The organism is Sphingomonas sp. DC4900 (assembly GCF_049896485.1).
GTDB lineage: Bacteria > Pseudomonadota > Alphaproteobacteria > Sphingomonadales > Sphingomonadaceae > Sphingomonas > Sphingomonas aquatilis.
Map to the genome: position 1 here is coordinate 317,914 of NZ_JAFCUK010000001.1, position 20,836 is coordinate 338,749.

Sequence of the window (20,836 nt, forward strand, 5' to 3'; positions counted from 1 at the left end):
CGATTTCAGGAGGGGCGCCCGCCATCAACCCGCTTCCGCCCGCCGCCCGGCCCCGGTAGAGCCGCTGCATGGCAGGGATCAGCAGGCGCAAGGTGATCGTCGCGGGGGGCGCGGGCGTCGGGCTGGTCGTCGCCTGGGGGCTGTGGCCGCGCGCCTATGCCCCGAATCTCGCGACCGCACCCGGCGAGACCGCGTTCGGCGCATGGCTGAAGATCGGCGACGACGGCCATGTCACCGTCGCGGTGCCGCAGCTGGAGCACGGGCAGGGCGTCTATACCGCGCTGGGGCAGGTGGTGGCGGACGAGCTGGGTGCCGACTGGCGGACGGTCGGCGTCGAGGCGGCGCCGGTCAACGCGCTTTATGCGAACCCGCTGGCGCTCGAATCGCTGTTCGAAGGCACGCTCGCGCGGCTGCCGCAGCATCTCTACGACACCTATGCGCAGCGCAGTGATGCCATGCTGACCGGCGGATCGACCAGTCTTCGCATGTTCGAAGACGATGCGCGCACCGCGGGCGCGACCGCGCGCGCGTTGCTGTGCAAGGCGGCGGCGCGGCGCTGGGGCGTCACCTGGACCGATTGCAGCGCGGAGGCGGGCTTCATCGTCCACGGTCGCGACCGGCTGCGCTTTGCGGCGCTGGCGGCGGAGGCGGTGCGCGAACGCGTGCCCAGCCCGTTGCCGATCGGTGTGGCGGGGGCGGGCAAGTTGGCGGGACAGGCGGTGCCGCGGATCGACGTACCCGCCAAGGTCGATGGTTCGGCCAGCTTTGCAGGCGACATTCGCTTGCCCGACATGGTGCATGCCGCGATCCGGCAGGGGCCGATCGGCGAGGCAAGGCTGGTCGCCGTCGATCGCGCCGCAGCGGATCGCATCCGCGGCGTGCTGGCGGTCGTCGAGAACCCCACGTGGGTGGCGGCGGTGGCGACGACATGGTGGGCGGCGAATCGCGCGCTGGAGGCGCTCGCGCCGCGCTTCGCCAGCGACATGCCGCTCGCCGACGATGCCGGGATCGACCGCGCGCTGACCGAGGCACTGGCGGCGACGGGGCAGACCATGGCCGCGACCGGCGACCCGGTGCGCTTGCTGGAGGGCGGCGGCGTCGTGTCGGCGGATTATTGCGTCGGGCTGGGCGTGCATGCCGCGCTGGAGACCGCGAGCGCAGCGGCGGCGTATCGCGACGGGCGGCTGGAGCTGTGGTTGCCCACCGCGGCCCCCGCGGCGGCGCGGGCGGCGGCGGCGCGCGTGGCGGGTCTGTCGCCGGGGGCGGTGGTGATCCACCGCACGCTGTCGGGCGGCGACTTCGGTGCGCGGCTGGACACGGTGATCGCCGAACAGGCGGCGTTACTGACGATGCAGCTGAAGCGTCCGGTCAATCTCGTCTGGTCGCGCGGCGAGGAGACGCTGCACGATCGCTTCCGCCCGCCCGCCCGCGCGACGTTGCGCGCGCGCCTGTCGAGCAACGGCGCGATTGCCGCCTGGGACGCAGCGATCGCGGCGCCTGCGACGGGCCATGCGCTCGCCCGGCGGCTGCTCCCCGGCGCGGGCGCGCTGCTGGGGCGCGGCGATCCCTATGCGGTGGCGGGGGCGACGCCGGTCTATCGCATTCCGGCCTATGCCATTGCGCATCATCCCGCCGACATCGGCATCGAAACCGGGCATCTGCGCGGCGGCGCGCACGGCCACACCGCCTTCTTCACCGAATGTTTCATCGACGAGCTCGCGCATGTCGCGGGCACCGAGCCGTTATCCTACCGGATCGGCATGCTGGGCGGTGAGCCGCGGCTGGCACGCTGCCTGACGACGGTTGCGGCGCTGGGCGGCTGGGATGGTGGCGCCGACGGATCGGGGCAGGGCATCGCCGCGCATGCCTTTCGCGGCAGCCGCATCGCGGTGCTGGCGGAGGTGTCGGCGGAGGATGGCGGGCGGATCCGCGTCGACCGGCTCGTCGCGGCGGTGGATTGCGGGCGGATCGTCAATCCCGACCTCGTTCGCCAGCAAATCGAGGGCGGCCTGATCTTCGGCATGGCGCAGGCACTGGGCGCCTCGACCGGTGTTGCGAAGGGGCGGACGCGCGCGCATGGGTTTGCGGGGCTCAACCTGCCGCGCCTCGCGGACAGTCCCGATATCGTCGTCGAACTCATCGCATCGGGCGAGGCGCCCGGCGGGGTGGGCGAACTGGGCGTGCCCGCGGTCGCGCCCGCGATCGCCAATGCCGTCTTCTCCGCGACCGGTAGGCGGCTGCGCACACTGCCGCTACAGCCGACGTCATGACGATTCCCGCCGGCCATCCCGCGATTCCGCCCCGCAAGATCGGGGTATTGCTCACCAATCTCGGCACGCCCGACGCGCCCGATCCGAAATCGGTGAAACGCTATCTGGGCGAATTCCTGTCCGATCGGCGCGTCGTCGAAATCCCGGCGATCGCGTGGCAGCCGATCCTGCGCGGCATCATCCTCAACACCCGCCCGAAAAAGTCCGCGCATGCCTATGGCCTGGTGTGGAGCGACGAAGGGTCGCCGCTCGCCGCGATCACGCGCCGGCAGGCACAGGCGCTGACGGACGCGTTCGGCGAAGGCGTGATCGTCGATTATGCGATGCGCTACGGCAATCCGGCGATCGCCGACCGGCTGGCCGCACTGAAGGATGCCGGGTGCGAGCGCATCCTGATCGCGCCGTTATATCCGCAATATTGTGCGGCGACGACCGCGACCGCCAACGACAAGGCCTTCGCCGCGCTGGCCGGCATGCGCTGGCAGCCGGCAATCCGCACGCTGCCGCCGTATCATGACGATCCCGCCTATATCGCGGCGCTGAAGGACAGCATCGAATCGCAGCTCGCGGGCCTCGATTTCGTGCCCGAGCGGATCGTCGCCAGCTTCCACGGCATGCCGAAGCGGACGCTGGAGCTGGGCGACCCCTATCACTGCCACTGCCAGAAGACCGCGCGGTTGCTGTCCGAGGCCATGAATCGCGAGCTTACCATCGCCTTCCAGTCGCGCTTCGGTCCGGCGAAATGGCTGGGGCCGGCGACCGACGAGACTTTGGAGGCGCTGCCCGCGCAAGGGGTGCGCAAGGTCGCGGTGGTGGCGCCGGGCTTTTCCGCCGATTGCCTCGAAACGCTAGAGGAACTGGCGATCCGCGGGCGCGAGAGCTTCGTTGCGGCGGGTGGCACCGACTTCGCCTATCTGCCCTGTTTGAACGATGGCGCGCCGGGCATGGCGATGCTGCGGACGTTGCTGCATCGCGAGCTGCAAGGCTGGATTCCGTAACGAAATATGGAAATACCGGTCCGGCCCCGGTTCGCCATTGCCACCGTCCGGGCGCCCGCCTAGCGTTCCCCTGAACGTCTAACGGGAGAGGTTGGAATGGCCAGAGTAGCGATCGTCACCGGTGGTACGCGTGGCATCGGCGAGGCGATCAGCCTTGCCCTGAAAGAGGCCGGCATCACCGTCGCCGCCAATTACGCCGGCAATGACGAACGGGCGCGCGAATTCACCGAACGCACGGGGATCGCCGCCTACAAATGGGACGTCGCGGATCACGACGCCTGCCAGGATGGCTGCGCGAAGGTCGCCGCGGATCTGGGGCCGATCGACATCGTCGTCAACAATGCGGGCATCACGCGCGACGGCACGATCCTGAAGATGACCTACCAGATGTGGAAAGAGGTCATGGACACCAACCTGGGTGGTTGCTTCAATATGGCCAAGGCGACCTTCCCCGGGATGCGCGAGCGCAAATGGGGGCGGATCGTCAACATCGGTTCGATTAACGGTCAGGCGGGTCAGTACGGCCAGGTGAACTATGCCGCGGCGAAGAGCGGTATCCACGGCTTCACCAAGGCATTGGCGCAGGAAGGCGCACGCGCCGGCGTAACGGTGAACGCGATCGCGCCGGGCTATATCGACACCGACATGGTGGCGGCGGTGCCGAGCGACGTGCTGGAGAAGATCGTCGCCAAAATTCCCGTCGGTCGCCTGGGCCAGGCAAGCGAAATCGCGCGCGGCGTCGCCTTCCTGTGTTCGGAAGATGCGGGCTTCGTGACGGGATCGACGCTGAGCCTGAACGGCGGTCAACATATGTACTGACGATGCGAGGGGCGTAGCCCAGGCTACGCCCCGATGCGCGCGCCAGGCGCGCACGCATCGGCACGGCCGGCGGGTCGCCAAGGGCGAACCCGTCCGACGACGGCTTTGCCGGGGTCCTGATTGGTGGTGCCGTTTCCCGAATACGCCCCGTCACCCCGGACGTGTTCCGGAGTCCACCGGTAGGCGGCGGAGCGCCCGAGCCCCTTGCCTTCCCCCTCGCCGCGGAGTGGTCCCCGGACCAAGTCCGGGGTGACGGCGTGGGCGGGACAGGCGTCTAAAGTCCCACACACAACACAAGGCCCGGCCTTCCCGAAGGAAGACCGGGCCTCGCACCCCGTTACGCTACGCGGGGCTTAACGCTTACCGGCAATAGCCGGGGCGATCCGAGCGCTCGACGGCGCGGCCGGCGAGGGCACCCGCACCGGCGCCGAGGACGGTGCCGAGCGTGCGGTCGCCGCGAGTGTCGATCGTGCGGCCGAGCAGGCCACCGGCGATCGCACCGAGCACCGTACCGGTGGTGCCGTCGTTGCAGCGGCGGGCGTAGCCGCGGTCGCGGTAATAGCCACGGTCGCCGCGATAGACGCGATCGTCACGATAGCCGCGGTCATAGGCGTAGCCGCGATCGTAACCGCCGTAATAGCCGCGCTGCGCCGAGGCGGCGCTAACCGGCACGAGGGCCGAGGCGGTCATGGCGAGCGCGGCACCGGCGAGGCTCAGAGTCTTCAGCATGGGTTTTCTCCCGTCCGTAATCTGTCCGTTTCGACGGCGATGCGGGGGGCACCTGCCCGTCGTCGATGGATGCCTTTTGCCCGAGTCGCGTTGACCCGACCCTGAATGCGCCCGTTATCGTCCGTTCAGGCAGAGCAGGGGTGCCGCCTGCCGCTCCGCACCCTATGAGGCGCGGCATGCGTGTGCTGTTCGTCATCCTGGCGGTGTTGCTGATCGTCCCCGGCTGGGCGGGGGAAGAACGCCTGCCGCTGTTGGGGCGACACCCCGAACTGACCGTGCAGCGTGTCGATCTCGATCCCGCCGATCCGTCGCGCCGGCGGCTGGGATCGCTGACCTATCTTGGCGGTGCCGAGCTGCGCAGCCGCGATCCGGCGTTCGGCGGCTATTCGTCGCTGCGGGTGGAGCGGCGGCCGAACGGTGACCGGTTCACGCTGCTCAGCGATGGCGGCAATATCGTCGCCTTCACGATGGGCACGGACTGGCGGCCGCATGGCGTGCAGTTCCAGAACCTGCCGCAGGGACCGGGCACCGGTTGGGAGAAGCGCGACCGCGACACCGAATCGATGACGGCCGATCCGGCGACGGGACAGATCTGGGTGGGATATGAGCGGTATAACGCCATCTGGCGCTACGCTCCCGGTTTCGCGCGCGCCGAGGCGCAGCGCACGCCGCCTGAGATGGCGCGCTGGCCGATCAATGGCGGCCCCGAGTCGCTCGCGCGCCTGCCGGATGGGCGATTCGTGACGATCAGCGAGGATGCGCATGTCCCGCCGGCGCATTGGACGGGCGCGGAGGCGGAGCGGCTGCACAGCCGCACTGCGTTACTCTTCCCCGGTGATCCGATCCGCACGCGGCCCGTCTATTTCGCCTATATGCCCTATGGGCGCTACGACCCCGCCGATGCGACCGCCTTGCCCAACGGCGACCTACTGGTGCTCGATCGGGCGTTCCGGCTGCCCTTTCGGTTCAGCAATCGCCTGTCGCTGGTGCCGGCGTCGGCGATTCGCGCGGGCAGCGTGGCGCGCGGGCAGTTGCTCGCGACGCTCGATTCGCCGCTGATTCACGACAATTTCGAAGGCGTGGCGACGACGATCGAACATGGCGCGACGATCGTCTGGCTGGTGTCCGACGACAACCAATTGCCCCTGCAGCGGACTCTGCTGCTCAAATTCCGGATCGATTCGCGCTGACGGATCTCGCCCGGCCCGGGCTGTTCGCGCCGCCATCACCAACGCCAAAAGCCCGCCGCTCCGGGGGAGCAGCGGGCCTTGGCAAGCCGGAAACGGACGTCGCTGTCGGCCGCTTACGCGGCGGCGGCGGTCGCCGACAGCTTCTTGACGATTTCGCGCTTCAGGCGGCGGCAGCGCAGCGACAGCTTGTCGTCGCCGGTCTTCACCAGCCAGTTGTCGAGACCGCCGTTGTGCTCGACCGAGCGCAGGCCGTGGGTCGACACGCGCAGACGCACGCTCTTCTCGAGCGAATCGGACATCAGCGTGACGTTCTGCAGGTTCGGCAGGAACGTGCGCTTGGTCTTGTTGTTGGCGTGGGAAACGTTGTGACCCACCTGCCGGCCCTTGCCGGTCAGCTCGCAAATGCGCGACATGGCTTTAAATCCTGAATTCGGTTGCCCGGAAAGCCGGCGCCACTAGCGGCTTCACGGCGATCCGTCAACCATGGGGCGATCCGCGCACCGTCGCATGCCGGGTGCAACGGACTCGGACACGCGGCGTTGTTACGCCATCGTAAAGGTCACGAACAGGGGACGGTTCACATGCGCACGTTGCTGGCATTGCTCGGGGTCATCGCGCTTATCGTCGTGGCGCTGATGTATTTCGGCTTCATCAACATCGATCAGACGCGCCCGGCCTTGGTCCAGGCGCCGCAGTTCAAGGCCGACGTCGCACGCGTCAGCGTCGGCACCGAGAAGAAGACGGTTGAGGTGCCGACCGTCAACGTCGAGCGGCCGGGCAACGCCCAATAAGGGGCGCTTTCGCGAATCGCGGATCGGGGGCAGGAGGGGCAGATGTTTCCCCTGCCGCCCCCCATGCGACGCGCCCTCGACGCTGCCGCCGCCGCCGCCGCGGCTGGCGAGGTGCCGGTGGGGGCGGTGCTGCTGTGGCGCGGCGAGGTGATCGCCGAGGCGGCCAATGCACCGCGCGCGCTGTGCGATCCCACCGCCCATGCCGAGATGCGCGTGATCCGCGAGGCCGCGGCGCGGCTGGGTCGCGAGCGGCTGGAGGAGGCGGATCTGTGGGTGACGCTGGAGCCCTGCGCGATGTGCGCGGGGGCGATCGCGCATGCCCGGATCGGGCGGCTCTATTATGGTGCGAGCGACCCCAAGGGCGGTGCGATCGAACACGGGCCCCGATTGTTCTCGCAGCCCACCGTGCATCACCGGCCAGAGGTGTACGGCGGGATCGGCGAGGCTGAGGCGGCGGCACTGCTGCGGGCCTTCTTTCGTGAACGGCGGTAAATGGGTTCGCGCGAAGACGCTAAGACGCGAAGGGGTCCCGCTGTGGCGCTGCGTCCGTCTGTTTCATGGATTGTGCGCGCAGAGGCGCTGAGGGCGCAGAGAGAGCGTGCGTTAGGTCGGCACAGCCTGTCTCTCATGTCATGAGGGGCACCTGACGGTGCCGTAGGCGAACACCTCTTGGCGTCTTCGCGTCTTCGCGCGAACCAAAACGGTGCCGCAGCGCGCGCGCCGTCGCGCAAAACACCCGCCGGCACCGATGGCACCGACGGGCCAAGGCGTCTTACTGACGCAGGTCGTTCTGCGAGATCGGCACGATCTTGATCTCGACACGACGGTTGGCGGCGCGGCCGGCTTCGGTGTCGTTCGAGGCGACCGGGTTGCTCTCGCCGAAGCCGCGGGTGCCGATGCGGGCGGCCTGCACGCCATGCGCGGCCAGATAGTCGGCGACCGACACGGCGCGGCGTTCCGACAGCTGCTGGTTGTACGATTCCGAGCCGGTCGAATCGGTAAAGCCGTACACGTCGACGAACGTCTGGTTGTACTGCGACAGCGTGTCGGCGACCTGATCGAGCGTGCGCTGGAACTGCGGCTGCACCGCGGCGCTGTTATAGCCGAAGGTGATGCCCGACGGGATGTTGAGGATCAGATTGTCGCCTTCGCGCGTCACCTGCACGTCGGTGCCGGCGGTGCGGGCGCGCAGGTCGCGCTCCTGCTTGTCCATGTACGCGCCGATGCCGGCCCCCGCGAGGCCGCCGATGCCGGCGCCCAGGATCTTGGCGGTACGATCGTTGCGGCCGCCGACGAGGTCGCCGAGCAGATAGCCGCCGAGCGCGCCGCCGATGCCGCCGATCGCGGTCGACGAGATGCGGCGCTGGCCGGTTTCCGGATCGGTGGTGCAGGCGCTGGTCGTAACGAGCGCCGTGAGCGCGGCGGCAGCGAGGAATTTGGAGCGCATGATGTCCCTTTGCTTACAATTGGCCTTCGTCTGGGGGAATAACTCAGGTCCGAAGCGGCTTGTTCCGCCTGCGATCTGAACGGTGGATGAGCCGGGGGGCGATGCGCGTGCCACGCACTTTCCGCGGCCACCGTGCAATCAGGCGGTTGTCGCGGCCGGACTTGTACGGCAAAGACACGTCACGCCGATGGCACCGCTTCCGCCCTTTCCCTGGATCGACGTCCTCATCATCCTCGCGCTTGTCGCGTTGAACGGCGTATTCGCGATGAGCGAACTCGCGATCGTCTCGTCGCGCAAGGCGCGGCTGGAGGCGATGGCGCGCTCGGGGCGCAAAGGGCCCGCCGCCGCGCTGAAGCTCGCCGCCGATCCCGGCAAGTTCCTGTCCTCCGTGCAGATCGGCATCACGCTGATCGGCATTCTGGCGGGTGCTTATTCGGGATCGAGCCTGGGCAGCCCCACCGCCGCGCGGCTGCAACTGCTGGGCCTGTCCGCTCACACGGCGGAAACGCTGGGCTTCGCGCTGGTGATCGGCCTCACCACCTATGCCTCGCTGATCATCGGTGAGCTCGTTCCCAAGCAGTTCGCGCTGCGTAAGCCCGAAACGGTCGCCAGCCTGGTGGCGCTGCCGATGCGCTATATCGCGCTAGTCTGCGCGCCCCTCGTCTGGGTACTCGATTCGTCGAGCGCGCTCGTCTTTCGCATCCTCGGCCTCAATCGCGAATCGGAAGATCAGGTAACAGCGGAAGAGCTGCACCTGATCGTCGCCGAAGCGAGCAAGTCGGGCGTGATCGAGGAGCATGAGCGCACGATCATCTCGGGCGTCGTCCGCCTCGCGGACCGGCCGGTGCGCGAGGTGATGACGCCGCGCACCGAAGTCGACTGGCTCGATTGCAACCTCGACGCGGACCGGATCCGCGACATCCTGCTCGCCACGCCGCACACCCGGCTGCCCGTGGCGGAGGGGTCGGTCGATGCGGTCGTCGGCGTCGTCCAGTCGCGCGACATCGCGTCTGCGCTGTTCCGGGGCGAGCCGCTCGACCTCAAGACGTTGATGCGCAAGGCGCCGGTCGTGATCGATCGGATCGACGCGATGGACGCGCTGATCGCGCTGCGCCAGGCGGAAGTGCCGATGGCGCTGATCCACGACGAATACGGTCATTTCGAAGGGATCGTGACGCCGGCCGACCTGCTCGCCGCGATCGCCGGCGAGTTCGCGAGCGATGCCGATCCCGACGAGGCCCCCTCCGTGGTGGTGCGCGACGACGGATCGTTGCTGGTCGCCGGCACGATGGCGGCCGACGCGCTCGCCGAACGGCTGGGGATCGACCTGCCCGAGGATCGCGATTACGCGACCGTCGCTGGTCTAGCCTTAGCCGCTTTCCGCCATTTGCCGGGCGAGGGCGAGCATTTCGAGGAACAGGGCTGGCGGTTCGAGGTCGTCGACCTCGATGGCCGCCGCATCGACAAATTGCTCGTCAGCGAAATGTGATGGGGCCGGCCGGTATGCCGGTGGCATCCGTTTCGATGCGATCTCGCTAACATAAGGCAAGGTCCGCCTGGCGTAGGACAATTCGTCCCATCGACGGCGGGGCCGGGCGTGCCCACCTATTGCAGATGGAACAGCCCGACACGCCCGCCAAGCCCTCCACATTCCGCTGGATCCTGCACTGCGGCTGGAAGGGACTGTGTCCGCGCTGCGGCGAGGGGCGGATGTTCCGATCGTGGCTGAAGATCGTCGATCGCTGCGAGCATTGCGGGCTCGACTATCGCTTCGCCGCGCCGGACGATGGCCCCGCTTTCTTCTCGCTGTGTATCATCGCGCTGCCGCTGATCTTCTTCGTCGTGTGGTTGCAGGTGGCGTTCGAGCCGCCCGTCTGGGTGCATCTGATCACGTCGGTGCCGGTGATGGTCGCGGGGACGCTATTGCCGCTGCGGCCGATCAAGGGTTGGCTGGTCGCATCGCAATTCGTCAACCGCGCGCAGGAAGCAGGCACGCAAGGTCTGTGGCGCCGCCTGCACGGCACCGACGACGTGACCAACGATTTCGACCAGTAAGGTGAGCCGGCGCGTTACAGCCGGCCGAAGACGCGTTCGAACCCGGCCGTGTCGCCCGCGGCGAGGAAGCGGGCCTGTTCGATCCAGCGGTCGCGCTCCATCCGGCCGGCGAACGGCCCCAGCTGCGCATCGAGTGCCGCAGCCTGTTCGGGGCTGAGCGCGGCGACCTGACCCACGGTGCTGATGCCGAGTTCGCCCAGACGCGCGGCGAGCTTGGGGCCGAGGCCCTTCAGCGTCGACACGGGGGCTCCGGCGGGATCGGCGCTGACGGGCGCAGGCGCTGCCGGTGCGGACGCGGCTTCCTGCGCCGGTGCCGCGTCCAGCGGTGCGCTGGCGGCGATCGGTTCGTCGGCGATTGGGTCGGCCGCCGCGGGCACGTCGGGCGCGGAATCGGTTGCCTGCGGTGCCGGAGGGGTGACGGGCGGCGTCGGGGCGGGCGCGGGGGCCGCTACCGGAGGCGGTGGCGGGGCTATTGGTGTCGGTGCGGGCGTGTCGTCCGCGGTCCGCGCCACTTCGGCATTATGTTCGGCGATATCGCGCTCCGCCGTGCGGCGCTGCCGCTTCAGGCGGATGCCCCAGATGATCGCGACGATCGTCAGCAGCGCGAAGATGGCGATGATCGCCAGATGCGCGGCGGTGAAGGCATCGGTGGTGCTGGGGATCAGACTGGCGCCCGAGGCGCCGCCGGCGGAGGCGGTGTCGTTCATGCGTATGATCCTAGCGATGGCGTGCCGAGGGGGCGAGGGGGATTGTCATGAGCCCAGCACGCGTGCCGAAAACGCCGCGCAATCGGCATCGCCCGCGCGCGGTTCCTGCTTGCCGGTGATCGCGCGGCCCAGCGCCTTCAACACGTTACCGACCGATTTGACCTGCGCCGGCACGACGATCTCTGGCGCGCTGAGCGTGCCGGTGAGGAAGGCGGCGCCGGGCAGGCGGAGCAGGCCGTCGCCCTTGGGCGCACCGGTCAGCCGCATATCGAGCCGTTCGGCGGGAAAGCGCAACGTGCCGGTCCCGCGCAGCTGGCTGGCGCTGGTGTCGACGATCATCGGCGCGGCGTGGCCCAGGCCGTCCGTCACCTTCAGCCCGACGACGACGCAACGCAGACGGGCGCGTTCGCTCTCCCCCGCCAGCAGCGCGCGTCCGGCATCGAAGCCCAGCGCCGCGGCGTAGCGCTGCGGCAGCGTGCCGTCACGCACCACGAAACCGATGCGGCCGTCGGACCGCCCCACGGCGGCACGGATCGTATCCCCCCGCCCGGCCAGGCGCGCGCGCGCTGCGATCCGCCCGGTGAAGTCGCCGCCGGTGCCGGGCAGCGCCGCAACGCGCGTGCCGCTCAGCCGCATATCGACCGTCAGCAGCGGGCTGGGCGCGCCGTCGCGCTGGTCGACGCGCAGGCTGCCCTTGGCGGTGCCATCGGCGAGCACCAGCGTCAGCGGCGCCACGTCGAGCCGCTTATGGTCGAGCGCCAATACCGTTGACAGCGCGCGCACCGGCGTCGGTCCGCTGCGGCTGACGACGCGCGCGACGCGGAGCGATATGCGGCCGTCGGTCTCGCCGATCTTGCTGAGGTCGATCCGCGTATCGGGCACGACATGCGGCCCGATCGCGCGTTCGCGCGCGGCCGCTTCCGCGCGGCCTTCGTCGGAGGCGAGATCGCCGAAATCGAAGCGGTTGGCGGTGACGGCGCCGTCCAGCTTCGTGCGGCCGTCCTGCTTGTCGACCGTGACATGGCCGGCGATGTCCGACTGGCCGATCGTGCCCTTCAGGTCGTTGACGATCCACTTGGGCGCGTCGTGGCGCACATGCGCGGTCAGCGCGACGGGTTGCGTGCCGAACAGCCCCGCCTCGATCACCGCGTCGATCAGGCGGAGGTCCGCGGCACGCGCGGTGACGTCCAGCGTCATCGCGTCGGTATCGAGCGGCACGTCGGTGCTGCCCTTAGCGCGCATCGACAGCCGGTCGCCGTCGATCGTCGCGGTGAAGGGCCAGGGGCCAGGGGATGGCTGTGCGACGGACGCGCCATCGAGCGCGATGCGGACGGGCACACCGCGGATCGTGCCATTGCCCTTGGCACGCAGCCCTTGTGCGTCGGACGAGACCTGCACCACGGCGCCGCGGCGGCGCTTGTCGTCGCGATAGCGGATGGTGGCGTCGCGGATCGTCAGCCCCTTGAGGTCGCTCGACGCGCCGCCGCTTTCCGCCTCGCCGGGGCGCGACCAGTTGGTGCGGCCGTTGGCATCGCGCACCAGCGCCAGTTGCAATCCTTCCGCGACGATATCGCGCGGGCGGAAGGTGCCGGTCAGCAGCGGCCAGACGGGGAAGGTGACCCGCGCTTCGCGCAAGGTCAGGAAGTTGCCGGTGCCGGCCCAGCCGGCCTGCGGGATCGTGACGTCGCGGACGCGGATTGTCGGCGTGAAGCCGATCGTATCCACCCGGTCCATCGCCCCGATCACCACCGGTCGCCCGAAACGCTTGGCCAGCCGATCGGCGACCACGCCCTTCAACACGCCATAGGGAAAGGCCGCGATGACGAGCAGCAACACCAGCGGCACCGCGACGAGGACAGGCACGTAACGCCTGCCGGCGCGGAGACGGGGGGTCATGCCAGCGGGACGCGCCGGAACGCCATTGGTTCCGGCACGGTCCTTCGCTCCGGTCGATGCCGGATCAGAAATCGATCGCGATGCCCTTCAATTCCCAGTCCCCGTAGCGCGTGGGATCGAGCCCCAACGGGTCTTCCGCCTTCGGCTCGACCGGCTCCGGGGTGGGCACGGGCGGGTTCTTGCTGAGATAGGCGGGCGGCTTCAGATGTTCGGGACGTTGGCCCATCGCGTCTCTCCGGTCTAAGGGACCCGTATATCGTTCCGAACCGAAGGTTTCTCAAGTTTGCCCGATCCCCGCCGTCCCCGAGCCGGTCACCGTTTCAATCGTGAGCCCGCCGCCGCTGCCGAGCCGCTCGGCACGCCGTCGCGCCGCGCCGCCATCCGCCTGCTCGACGCGGTGCTGCGCCGGGGCGAGCCCCTGGAGCAGGCGCTGGTCGCGGCGACGCGCCACGTCTACGGGCCCGACCGGGGGCTGGCGCATGCGATCGCGGCGGAGGTGCTGCGGCGTCTGCCCGATCTCGACGCGCTCATCGATTCGGTGACGGAGCGCCCGCTGCCCGAGGATGCCAAGGCGCGCATGGCGCTGCGCATCGCGCTGGTGCAGGCGCTGGTGCTGGGCACGCCGCATCACGCCGCGATCGCGACCGTGCTGCCGCTGGTCGACGGCGGGCCACGCAAGCTGGTGCATGGCGTGTTCGGCGCGATCGTCCGGTCGGGCGTGCTGCTGCCCGAAATTCCCGCCCTGCCGCCGAAGGTCGAGGCGCGGTGGGACGCCGCCTGGGGGCCTGAGACGGTCGAGGGCGCGGCACAGGCAATCGCCGCGCCGCCGCCGCTCGACCTCAGCCTCGCCGACCCCGCCGAGACCGAACACTGGGCGCGCGAGCTTGGCGGCACCAGCCTGATGCCGGGGCACGTCCGCCTGACCGACGCTGCCGCGGTGACCGAACTGCCCGGCTTTGCCGAGGGGCGCTGGTGGGTGCAGGATATCGCCGCCTCCATCCCCGCGCGGTTGCTGGCCGACGGGATCGCCGACGGCGCGCAGGCGATCGATCTGTGCGCGGCGCCCGGCGGCAAGACGCTGCAACTCGCCGCTGCCGGCTATCGCGTGGCCGCGGTCGATGTGTCCAACGCCCGGATCAAGCGGCTGCGCGAGAACCTGTTCCGTACGCGGCTGAAGGCGGAGGTGATCGCCGCCGACGTGCTGAAATGGGCGCCGGATGCGCCGGCCGATGCATTGCTGATCGACGCGCCGTGCAGCGCCACCGGCATCTTCCGCCGCCATCCGGACGTGCTCCACCGCGTCCACCCGGCGATCATCGAGGAGATGGCGGGCCTGCAGACGCGTTTGCTCGCCCGCGCCGCCGATTGGGTGAAGCCGGGCGGTCGCCTGGTCTTCGCGACGTGCAGTCTGGAGCCGGCGGAGGGCGAGGCGCAGCTGGAACGCTTCCTGGCCGATCGCCCGGACTATGCCATCGATGCGCCCGATGCGGCGCTGCTGCCACCGGGCGTCCCGGTGCAGCCGGGCGGTTACGTCCGCACGCTGCCGGGGATGCTGGCGGCCGAGGGCGGCTGCGACGGCTTCTTCGTCGCACGATTGCGGCGCAAGGACTGACGCCAGTCCTCCCCCGCCAGGGGGAGGTGGCGCGGCGGAGCCGCGACGGAGGGGGAGGGCGACGGCGTCTTCCGTCTTCAGACCCCGCCCTGTCCTCCCCCTCCACCACTCGGCTGGCGCCGAGCGGTCCCCCTCCCCCTGGCGGGGGAGGACTTGTGTGATCAGCCCCATCCGCTCCGTCACCCCGGCGTGACGAAGAGTGTGTGGCAAAGGATCAAACTCCACCCCAACCGCATTGCCATCGCCCGACAGGGGCTTAGAGAGGCGCCATGCAGCCGGTCCGCATCGCCCCGTCCATCCTGTCCGCCGATTTCGCCAAATTGGGCGAAGAGGTCCGCGCCATCGATGCCGCGGGCGCCGACTGGATCCACATCGACGTCATGGACGGCCATTTCGTCCCCAACATCACGATCGGCCCGGCGGTGGTGAAGGCGCTGCGCCCGCACACGACCAAGCCGTTCGACGTCCATCTGATGATTTCGCCGGTCGATCTGTACCTCGACGCCTTCGCCGAGGCGGGCGCCGACACGATCACCGTCCATCCGGAGGCGGGGCCGCACGTCCACCGCACGATCCAGCATATCAAGGGTTTGGGCAAGCGCGCGGGCGTTGTGCTCAATCCGGCGACGCCGGCCAAGATGCTCGATTATCTGATCGACATGGTCGACCTCGTCCTCGTGATGAGCGTTAACCCCGGCTTCGGCGGGCAGAGCTTCATCGACAGCCAGCTGAAGAAGATCGCCGCGATCCGCAAGATGATCGATCACAGCGGCCGTGCCATCGACCTGGAGGTCGATGGCGGCGTCGATGCGACGCATGCCCGCCGCTGTGTCGAGGCGGGGGCCGATGCGCTGGTCGCCGGCACCGCGGCCTTCCGTGGCGGGCCGGCCTGCTACGCCGCCAATATCGCCGCGCTGCGGGGCTGATGCGCGCATGAGCGACCTGTCGCCCCATCGTCATCCCGTGACCCCGCTCGACGGGCCGGATGCCCCCGACGGGATCGAGGAGGGCAAGCGCCTGATGCGCGTCGGCGGCGACAAGGGGCTTAGCCTCGCCGAGCGGCTTGCCGAACGCTTTCACAAGCTGACGTGGCGCACGCCGATCCACACGATGCGACTGAAGGGTCGCTATCCGCTGAAGCTGGTTGCGGTGCCCGACGATCCCGTGATGGGCGACGTGCGGCGCGGCCATGCGTTGCTGCGTGGCGAGCTGGCGTTCCAGGGCGAGACGCACCCGATCGACACGCTCGCGTTCAAGCGTGGCGATTGGGGCCGGCCGTTTGCCGATTACGTCCACAGCTTCGCGTGGCTGCGCGATCTGTCGACCGTCGCGACGCGCGCGCAGGGTGCGCCGATCGCCGAGGCGCTGATGGCGCGCTGGCTCGACGATTATGCCGAGCGGATCGATCCGCTGGCGTGGCGCCCCGATCTGTGGGGCCGGCGGCTGCTGTTCTGGACGTGCCACGCACCGCTGATCCTGTCGTCGACCGACCTCGTCTATCGATCGAGCGTTCTCAACACGCTGGCGCGCGGCGCCCGCCATCTGGATCGCGGTGCGGACAAGGCACCGCCGGGCGCGCCGCGGATCGCCGCCTGGTGCGGGGTCATCACCGCCGGCCTGCTGATCCCCGGCGGCGATCCGCGCCGTGCGTTCGGCGAGGCGGGTCTCGCGCGTGCGCTGGCGAGTGGTTTGAGCGATGACGGCGGTTCGGTGTCGCGCAGCCCGGCGATGCTCGCCGACACGATTCAGCTGCTCAGCACCTTGCGCGAGGTCTACACGGCGCGGCGCGAAGAGATGCCCGAGGTGGCGCAGACCGCGCTCGCCCGTGCGGTGCCGGCGCTGCTCGGCGTCATGCACGGCGATCGCATGCTAGCGAGCTGGCAGGGTGCCGGCCCGGCGACCGCCGACGATCTCGCCGCGCTGATCGAGGCGAGCGGCATCCGCACCCGCCCGCTGCGTCAGGCACGCGACTGGGGTTATCAGCGGCTCGCCGCGGGGGGCGCGGTGCTGATCGTCGATGCCGCCCCGCCGCCGATCGCCAAGGTGGTGGAGGGCGGCTGCGCCTCGACGCTGGCCTTCGAATTTTCCGACGGCGAGCAGCGGTTGATCGTCAATTGCGGCGGCGCGCGTGCGGCCGTCGCGCAACTGCCCGCCGCCTTTGCCGAAGGGCTGCGCACCACCGCGGCGCATTCGACGCTGACCGTGGGCGATTCCAACTCCACCGCGATCCACGCCGACGGCACGCTGGGCCGCGGCGTCGTGCAGGTCGAGCTGTCGCGGCAGGAATCGGATGTCGCCAGCCGGATCGAGGCGAGCCACGACGGCTATGTCCGGCGCTGGGGCCTTATCCACCGCCGCCAGTTGATGCTGACCGGCGACGGCAAGGAGCTGCGCGGCGAGGACGCGCTGCTGCCGCAGGGGCGCCGCCGCAAGGCGGGCATGGCGCCCTTCTGCATCCGCTTCCACCTCGGCGCGGGCGTGCAGGCCTCGCCGACCGCCGACGGCCTCGCCGCGCTGCTGCGCCTGCCCGGCGGTGCGCTGTGGCAGTTCCGCTGCCGCGGGGGGATGCTGACGATCGAGGATTCGCTGTGGATCGACGGCGAAGGCCGCCCGGTCGCGACGCAGCAACTGGTCGTGTCGGGCGAGGCGCCGGCCGGTGGCGCCAACGTCAGCTGGGCGCTGAAGCGGGCGATCTGACCCCGTGGATCACTGACGCTCCATTCCTCCCCCGCCAGGGGGAGGGGGACCGTTCGGCGCAGCCGAATGGTGGAGGGGGAGGGCAGCGGCGCGTTTCCTCACTGGCGTCTTCCTTTCCTCCCCCTCCGCCACCGCTGGCGCGGTGCCACCTCCCCCTGGCAGGGGAGGAATGTGTCATGGTGCCCGATTGCTCTGGCGGGGCCGTATTCGAGGCAGTCGAGCACAACTCCCACCTGTTCCCCGGCGCCATCCGTCGCTAGGGAACGCGCGCGAGACTCCTCCCCCGCTAGGACCATCATGACCACGATCCCCATCCGCCGCGCCCTGCTGTCCGTGTCCGACAAGACGGGGGTCGTCGACCTCGCCAGCGCGCTGGCCGACAAGGGCGTCGAGCTCGTCTCGACCGGCGGCACCGCCAAGGCGCTGCGCGACGCCGGCCTAACCGTGAAGGACGTCAGCGACCTCACCGGCTTCCCCGAGATGATGGACGGCCGCGTCAAGACGCTGCACCCGATGGTCCATGGCGGCCTGCTCGCGGTGCGCGACGACGCCGAGCATGCCAAGGCGATGACCGACCACGGTATCGGTGCGATCGACCTCGTCGTCGTGAACCTCTACCCGTTCGAGGCGACCGTCGCTCGCGGCGCGGACCGTGACACGGTGATCGAGAATATCGACATCGGCGGGCCCAGCATGGTGCGCTCCGCCGCCAAGAACCACGCTTATGTCGCGATCGTCACCGACCCCGCCGACTACGCCATCGTCGCGAGCGGCGAAACGACGCTCGATCAGCGCCGCCTGTTCGCCGCCAAGGCCTTCGCCGCCACCGCCTCCTATGACGGCGCGATCGCGCGCTGGTTCGGCACGGTCGATCAGGCCGAGGCCTTCCCGCCCGTCCTGCCCGTCACGATGCGCCGCGCGGCAACGCTGCGCTATGGCGAGAACCCGCACCAGTCCGCCGCCTTCTACGCCAGCAATGACGGCGTGCGTGGCATCGGCCAGGCGCGGCAGGTGCAGGGCAAGGAACTGAGCTACAATAACCTGAACGACGCCGACGCGGCGCTGGAGCTGGTCGCCGAATTCCGCGACGCCCAGCCCACCTGCGTCATCGTCAAGCATGCCAACCCGTGTGGTGTCGCGACGGGCAAGACGCTGGAAGACGCCTATGCCGAGGCGTTCGCCTGCGACACCGTGTCGGCGTTCGGCGGCATCATCGCCGTCAATCGCCCGCTCGATGCGGCGACGGCGAAGGCGATCACCGGCATCTTCACCGAAGTCGTCGTCGCGCCGGATGCCGACGAAGAGGCGCTGGCGCTGTTCGCCGCCAAGAAGAACTTGCGTCTGCTGCTGACCGGCGAACTCCCCGATCCGGCGCGTGCCGGCCTGTTCGCCAAGACGATCGCCGGCGGCTGGCTGGTGCAGGATCGCGACGCGGGCGTGCCCGGTGACCTGCAAGTCGTCACCAAGCGTGCGCCGACCGAGCAGGAGCTTGCCGACTGCCGCTTCGCCTGGACGATCGCCAAGCACGTCAAGTCGAACGCGATCGTCTACGCCAAGGACGGCGCGACCGCCGGGGTCGGCGCAGGCCAGATGAACCGCCTCGAATCCGCACGCATCGCGGCGTGGAAGGCGAAGGACGCGGCGGAGAAGGCCGGCTGGGCGCAGCCGCGGACGATCGGGTCTGCGGTGGCGTCGGATGCCTTCTTCCCCTTCGCCGACGGCCTGATGGCGGCGGTGGAAGCCGGCGCGACCGCGGTGATCCAGCCCGGCGGTTCGATCCGCGACGACGAGGTGATCGCGGCGGCCGATGCGGCGGGGCTGGCGATGGTCTTCACCGGCATGCGTCACTTCCGCCACTGACCGGGACGGTCTGAGTCCTCCCCCGCCAGGGGGAGGGGGACCGTTCGGCGTCAGCCGAATGGTGGAGGGGGAGGTAAGCAGCGCGCGTCGTTTTTGAGGACGTCGCTTTCCGCCCCCTCCGTCACCGCTTCGCGGCGCCACCTCCCCCTGGCGGGGGAGGACTTCGGTTCACCGCACCGGCGATCCGACGTTGGGCAGCGTCGCTTCCTCCGCGGTCGGCATCTTGCCGAACAAGGCCCGGTCCGCCGGGCCGAACGCCCATTTCCACAGCACGAACAGATAAGTCGCGGCGATCGCGGGTTCGCCGCCGGCGAGCTCCAGCCATTCGAAGTCGTGCGGCAGCATCGTGAACGCCGCGCCGACGACGATCGCGGCCAGCGCCGCCCCCGCCAGCGACCAGCGCCACGGGGATACCGGTGCGGACAGGATCCGCCCGAGCAGCCGGGCTTTGATGATCGAGGTAAGGCCGACGCCGATCATCAGCGCCACTGCCGGCCCCGCCGCCTGCCACGTCTGCGGCAGGCCCAGCCGTCGCATGCCGAGGATCAGCGCGAAGCTCAGTGCGATCTGCACGCCCAGCATCGCGATGGAGATCATCAGGTTACGGTGGCGCGCGGTATAGACCAGCGCCGATTCGCACACCGCGCCGGTCGAGGCGAGCACTTCGGCGAACAGCAGGAAGCCGAGCGCCGCGCTGCCCGACACGAATTGCGGCCCGACGACGCCCATCACCGCTTCGGCGGGAATCGAACCCATCAGCGCAAGGCCGGTCTGCGCCGCCATGATCCAGAAGGCGACCTGCCGCACCTGATTGGCGATGGCGACGCGATCGTTCACCGCCAGGCTCTGCGTGATGACGGGGCCGAGGATGGGATCGAAGCTGGTTTTCAGCTTCTGCGGCAGCGATGCGACCTGCTGCGCCATGTAATAGATGCCGACGACCTTGGGTTCGAACATCACGCCCAGGATGAAGCGATCGACGTTGCGCGTGCCCCATTCCAGCGCGTCCGCCCCGGCCAAGGGCGCATTGGCGCGAGCGAGGCGGAACAGCTGCCCCAGATGCGGCGACCAGCCATGCGGCACGCCGTAGCTGCGGATGAAGGGCACGAAGCTGGCGATCAGCGCCGCGATCATCGACGCGACATAGGAGAGGACGAGGCCATCCTTGATCGTGACGAACGAGAACACCCAGGCGGCGATCGAGATCGTCCATGGCTCGACCACCGCGCGTGCGGTGACGGTCGCCTTCACATTGTGGCGATAGGCGAGGGCGGCGAGGCTGACGTCGGACCAGGCGACCGCGACGATGATGCAGGGCAGGAAGCGGTCCAGCCCCGTCACATGCGTGTTGGCGTACATCACCTCCGGAAAGGCGATCAGCACCGCACTCGCCGCCATCGACAGGACGAAGGCGAGCGCGAGCGCGTCCCACACCACGCAGACGTGCGGCTGGTCGGAGGAGGACAGGGCTTGCGCAAGGCCACGCTTCAGGCCGAGCGTTGCGACGAGCGCGGCGAGTTCGACCACCACCACGGCAAGCGCGAAGCGGCCGACGAGGTCCGGGCCGTATAGCCGGCCCGCGATGAACAGGAACGGGATGCGCGCGGCGAGGCGCAGGACGAAGCCCGCGATATTGGTGCGGCCGCCTTTGGCGAGCGCATCGATGTCCTTGGTTTCGGTCACGACAGAATGGGCAAGCCGCCCTCACCCTTCCGCGCCTTCGGCGCTCCCTCCCTCTCCCATTGGGAGAGGGAAGGGGCCCGCC

The 20,836-nt window shown here is 69.6% G+C and carries 19 protein-coding genes; 12 read left to right on the forward strand and 7 right to left on the reverse strand.

Annotated features, from left to right (window positions below):
- Nucleotides 1-68 precede the first annotated feature (68 nt).
- The 3 genes from ACP690_RS01520 (at nucleotide 69) to phbB (ending at nucleotide 4,087) form a co-directional block, all read left to right on the forward strand.
- On the forward strand, nucleotides 69-2,270 hold the full coding sequence (locus ACP690_RS01520; protein ID WP_426259923.1) for a molybdopterin cofactor-binding domain-containing protein: 2,202 nt from the start codon (nucleotides 69-71) through the stop codon (nucleotides 2,268-2,270).
- Nucleotides 2,267-3,268, forward strand: coding sequence for a ferrochelatase (gene hemH, locus ACP690_RS01525; RefSeq protein ID WP_426259924.1), 1,002 nt, complete (start codon nucleotides 2,267-2,269; stop codon nucleotides 3,266-3,268). The genes ACP690_RS01520 and hemH overlap by 4 nt, the downstream gene beginning before the upstream one ends.
- 96 nt (nucleotides 3,269-3,364) lie before the next feature.
- A complete protein-coding gene (gene phbB, locus ACP690_RS01530; protein WP_426259925.1) occupies nucleotides 3,365-4,087 on the forward strand; it encodes an acetoacetyl-CoA reductase in 723 nt (240 codons plus the stop codon).
- Nucleotides 4,088-4,447: 360 nt separating this feature from the next.
- On the opposite strand, the gene ACP690_RS01535 is transcribed toward phbB, so the two are convergent.
- Complete coding sequence (locus ACP690_RS01535) at nucleotides 4,448-4,816, reverse strand: glycine zipper 2TM domain-containing protein (RefSeq protein WP_017980312.1); 369 nt, start codon at nucleotides 4,814-4,816, stop codon at nucleotides 4,448-4,450.
- 176 nt (nucleotides 4,817-4,992) lie between these two features.
- Between ACP690_RS01535 and ACP690_RS01540 the strand changes: the two genes are divergently transcribed.
- Nucleotides 4,993-6,006 (forward strand): esterase-like activity of phytase family protein, encoded by a 1,014-nt coding sequence (locus ACP690_RS01540; RefSeq protein ID WP_426259926.1) that lies wholly within the window; start codon nucleotides 4,993-4,995, stop codon nucleotides 6,004-6,006.
- Nucleotides 6,007-6,119: 113 nt separating this feature from the next.
- Here the strand turns inward: ACP690_RS01540 and rpmB are convergent, their stop codons facing one another.
- Nucleotides 6,120-6,419 (reverse strand): 50S ribosomal protein L28, encoded by a 300-nt coding sequence (rpmB, locus tag ACP690_RS01545; protein ID WP_017980310.1) that lies wholly within the window; start codon nucleotides 6,417-6,419, stop codon nucleotides 6,120-6,122.
- 168 nt (nucleotides 6,420-6,587) lie between these two features.
- Between rpmB and ACP690_RS01550 the strand changes: the two genes are divergently transcribed.
- Entirely contained in the window at nucleotides 6,588-6,797 is a 210-nt protein-coding gene (locus ACP690_RS01550; protein WP_017980309.1) for a hypothetical protein, read from the forward strand.
- A gap of 63 nt (nucleotides 6,798-6,860) precedes the next feature.
- Complete coding sequence (locus ACP690_RS01555) at nucleotides 6,861-7,289, forward strand: nucleoside deaminase (protein WP_426260020.1); 429 nt, start codon at nucleotides 6,861-6,863, stop codon at nucleotides 7,287-7,289.
- Between the two features lie 280 nt (nucleotides 7,290-7,569).
- On the opposite strand, the gene ACP690_RS01560 is transcribed toward ACP690_RS01555, so the two are convergent.
- Nucleotides 7,570-8,244, reverse strand: coding sequence for an OmpA family protein (locus tag ACP690_RS01560; RefSeq protein WP_018250602.1), 675 nt, complete (start codon nucleotides 8,242-8,244; stop codon nucleotides 7,570-7,572).
- Nucleotides 8,245-8,431: 187 nt separating this feature from the next.
- Between ACP690_RS01560 and ACP690_RS01565 the strand changes: the two genes are divergently transcribed.
- Together ACP690_RS01565 and ACP690_RS01570 are read left to right on the forward strand one after the other, a co-directional pair.
- Nucleotides 8,432-9,733: a hemolysin family protein gene (locus ACP690_RS01565; RefSeq protein ID WP_017980306.1), complete on the forward strand. Its 1,302-nt coding sequence runs from the start codon at nucleotides 8,432-8,434 to the stop codon at nucleotides 9,731-9,733.
- Between the two features lie 125 nt (nucleotides 9,734-9,858).
- On the forward strand, nucleotides 9,859-10,299 hold the full coding sequence (locus tag ACP690_RS01570; RefSeq protein ID WP_017980305.1) for a DUF983 domain-containing protein: 441 nt from the start codon (nucleotides 9,859-9,861) through the stop codon (nucleotides 10,297-10,299).
- Between the two features lie 14 nt (nucleotides 10,300-10,313).
- Here ACP690_RS01570 and ACP690_RS01575 read toward each other — a convergent pair whose 3' ends face one another.
- The 3 genes from ACP690_RS01575 to ACP690_RS01585 form a co-directional block, all read right to left on the reverse strand.
- Entirely contained in the window at nucleotides 10,314-11,006 is a 693-nt protein-coding gene (locus ACP690_RS01575) for a hypothetical protein (protein WP_426259927.1), read from the reverse strand.
- A 45-nt stretch (nucleotides 11,007-11,051) separates the two neighbouring features.
- The gene (locus ACP690_RS01580; RefSeq protein WP_426259928.1) at nucleotides 11,052-12,869 is read right to left on the reverse strand and encodes an AsmA-like C-terminal region-containing protein; all 1,818 of its coding nucleotides are present in this window, start codon (nucleotides 12,867-12,869) and stop codon (nucleotides 11,052-11,054) included.
- Nucleotides 12,870-12,966: 97 nt separating this feature from the next.
- Nucleotides 12,967-13,128: a DUF1674 domain-containing protein gene (locus ACP690_RS01585; RefSeq protein ID WP_244056988.1), complete on the reverse strand. Its 162-nt coding sequence runs from the start codon at nucleotides 13,126-13,128 to the stop codon at nucleotides 12,967-12,969.
- 57 nt (nucleotides 13,129-13,185) lie between these two features.
- On the opposite strand from ACP690_RS01585, the gene ACP690_RS01590 reads away from it, so the two are divergent.
- From ACP690_RS01590 to purH, 4 genes are all read left to right on the forward strand, one after another.
- Nucleotides 13,186-14,514 (forward strand): RsmB/NOP family class I SAM-dependent RNA methyltransferase, encoded by a 1,329-nt coding sequence (locus ACP690_RS01590; protein WP_426259929.1) that lies wholly within the window; start codon nucleotides 13,186-13,188, stop codon nucleotides 14,512-14,514.
- A gap of 269 nt (nucleotides 14,515-14,783) precedes the next feature.
- Nucleotides 14,784-15,440: a ribulose-phosphate 3-epimerase gene (rpe, locus tag ACP690_RS01595; RefSeq protein WP_043060902.1), complete on the forward strand. Its 657-nt coding sequence runs from the start codon at nucleotides 14,784-14,786 to the stop codon at nucleotides 15,438-15,440.
- Nucleotides 15,441-15,447: 7 nt separating this feature from the next.
- Nucleotides 15,448-17,211: a heparinase II/III family protein gene (locus ACP690_RS01600; RefSeq protein WP_426259930.1), complete on the forward strand. Its 1,764-nt coding sequence runs from the start codon at nucleotides 15,448-15,450 to the stop codon at nucleotides 17,209-17,211.
- A 297-nt stretch (nucleotides 17,212-17,508) separates the two neighbouring features.
- Entirely contained in the window at nucleotides 17,509-19,071 is a 1,563-nt protein-coding gene (purH, locus tag ACP690_RS01605; protein WP_426259931.1) for a bifunctional phosphoribosylaminoimidazolecarboxamide formyltransferase/IMP cyclohydrolase, read from the forward strand.
- A 168-nt stretch (nucleotides 19,072-19,239) separates the two neighbouring features.
- Here purH and ACP690_RS01610 read toward each other — a convergent pair whose 3' ends face one another.
- On the reverse strand, nucleotides 19,240-20,754 hold the full coding sequence (locus ACP690_RS01610; RefSeq protein ID WP_147037470.1) for a lipopolysaccharide biosynthesis protein: 1,515 nt from the start codon (nucleotides 20,752-20,754) through the stop codon (nucleotides 19,240-19,242).
- Nucleotides 20,755-20,836: the final 82 nt, after the last annotated feature.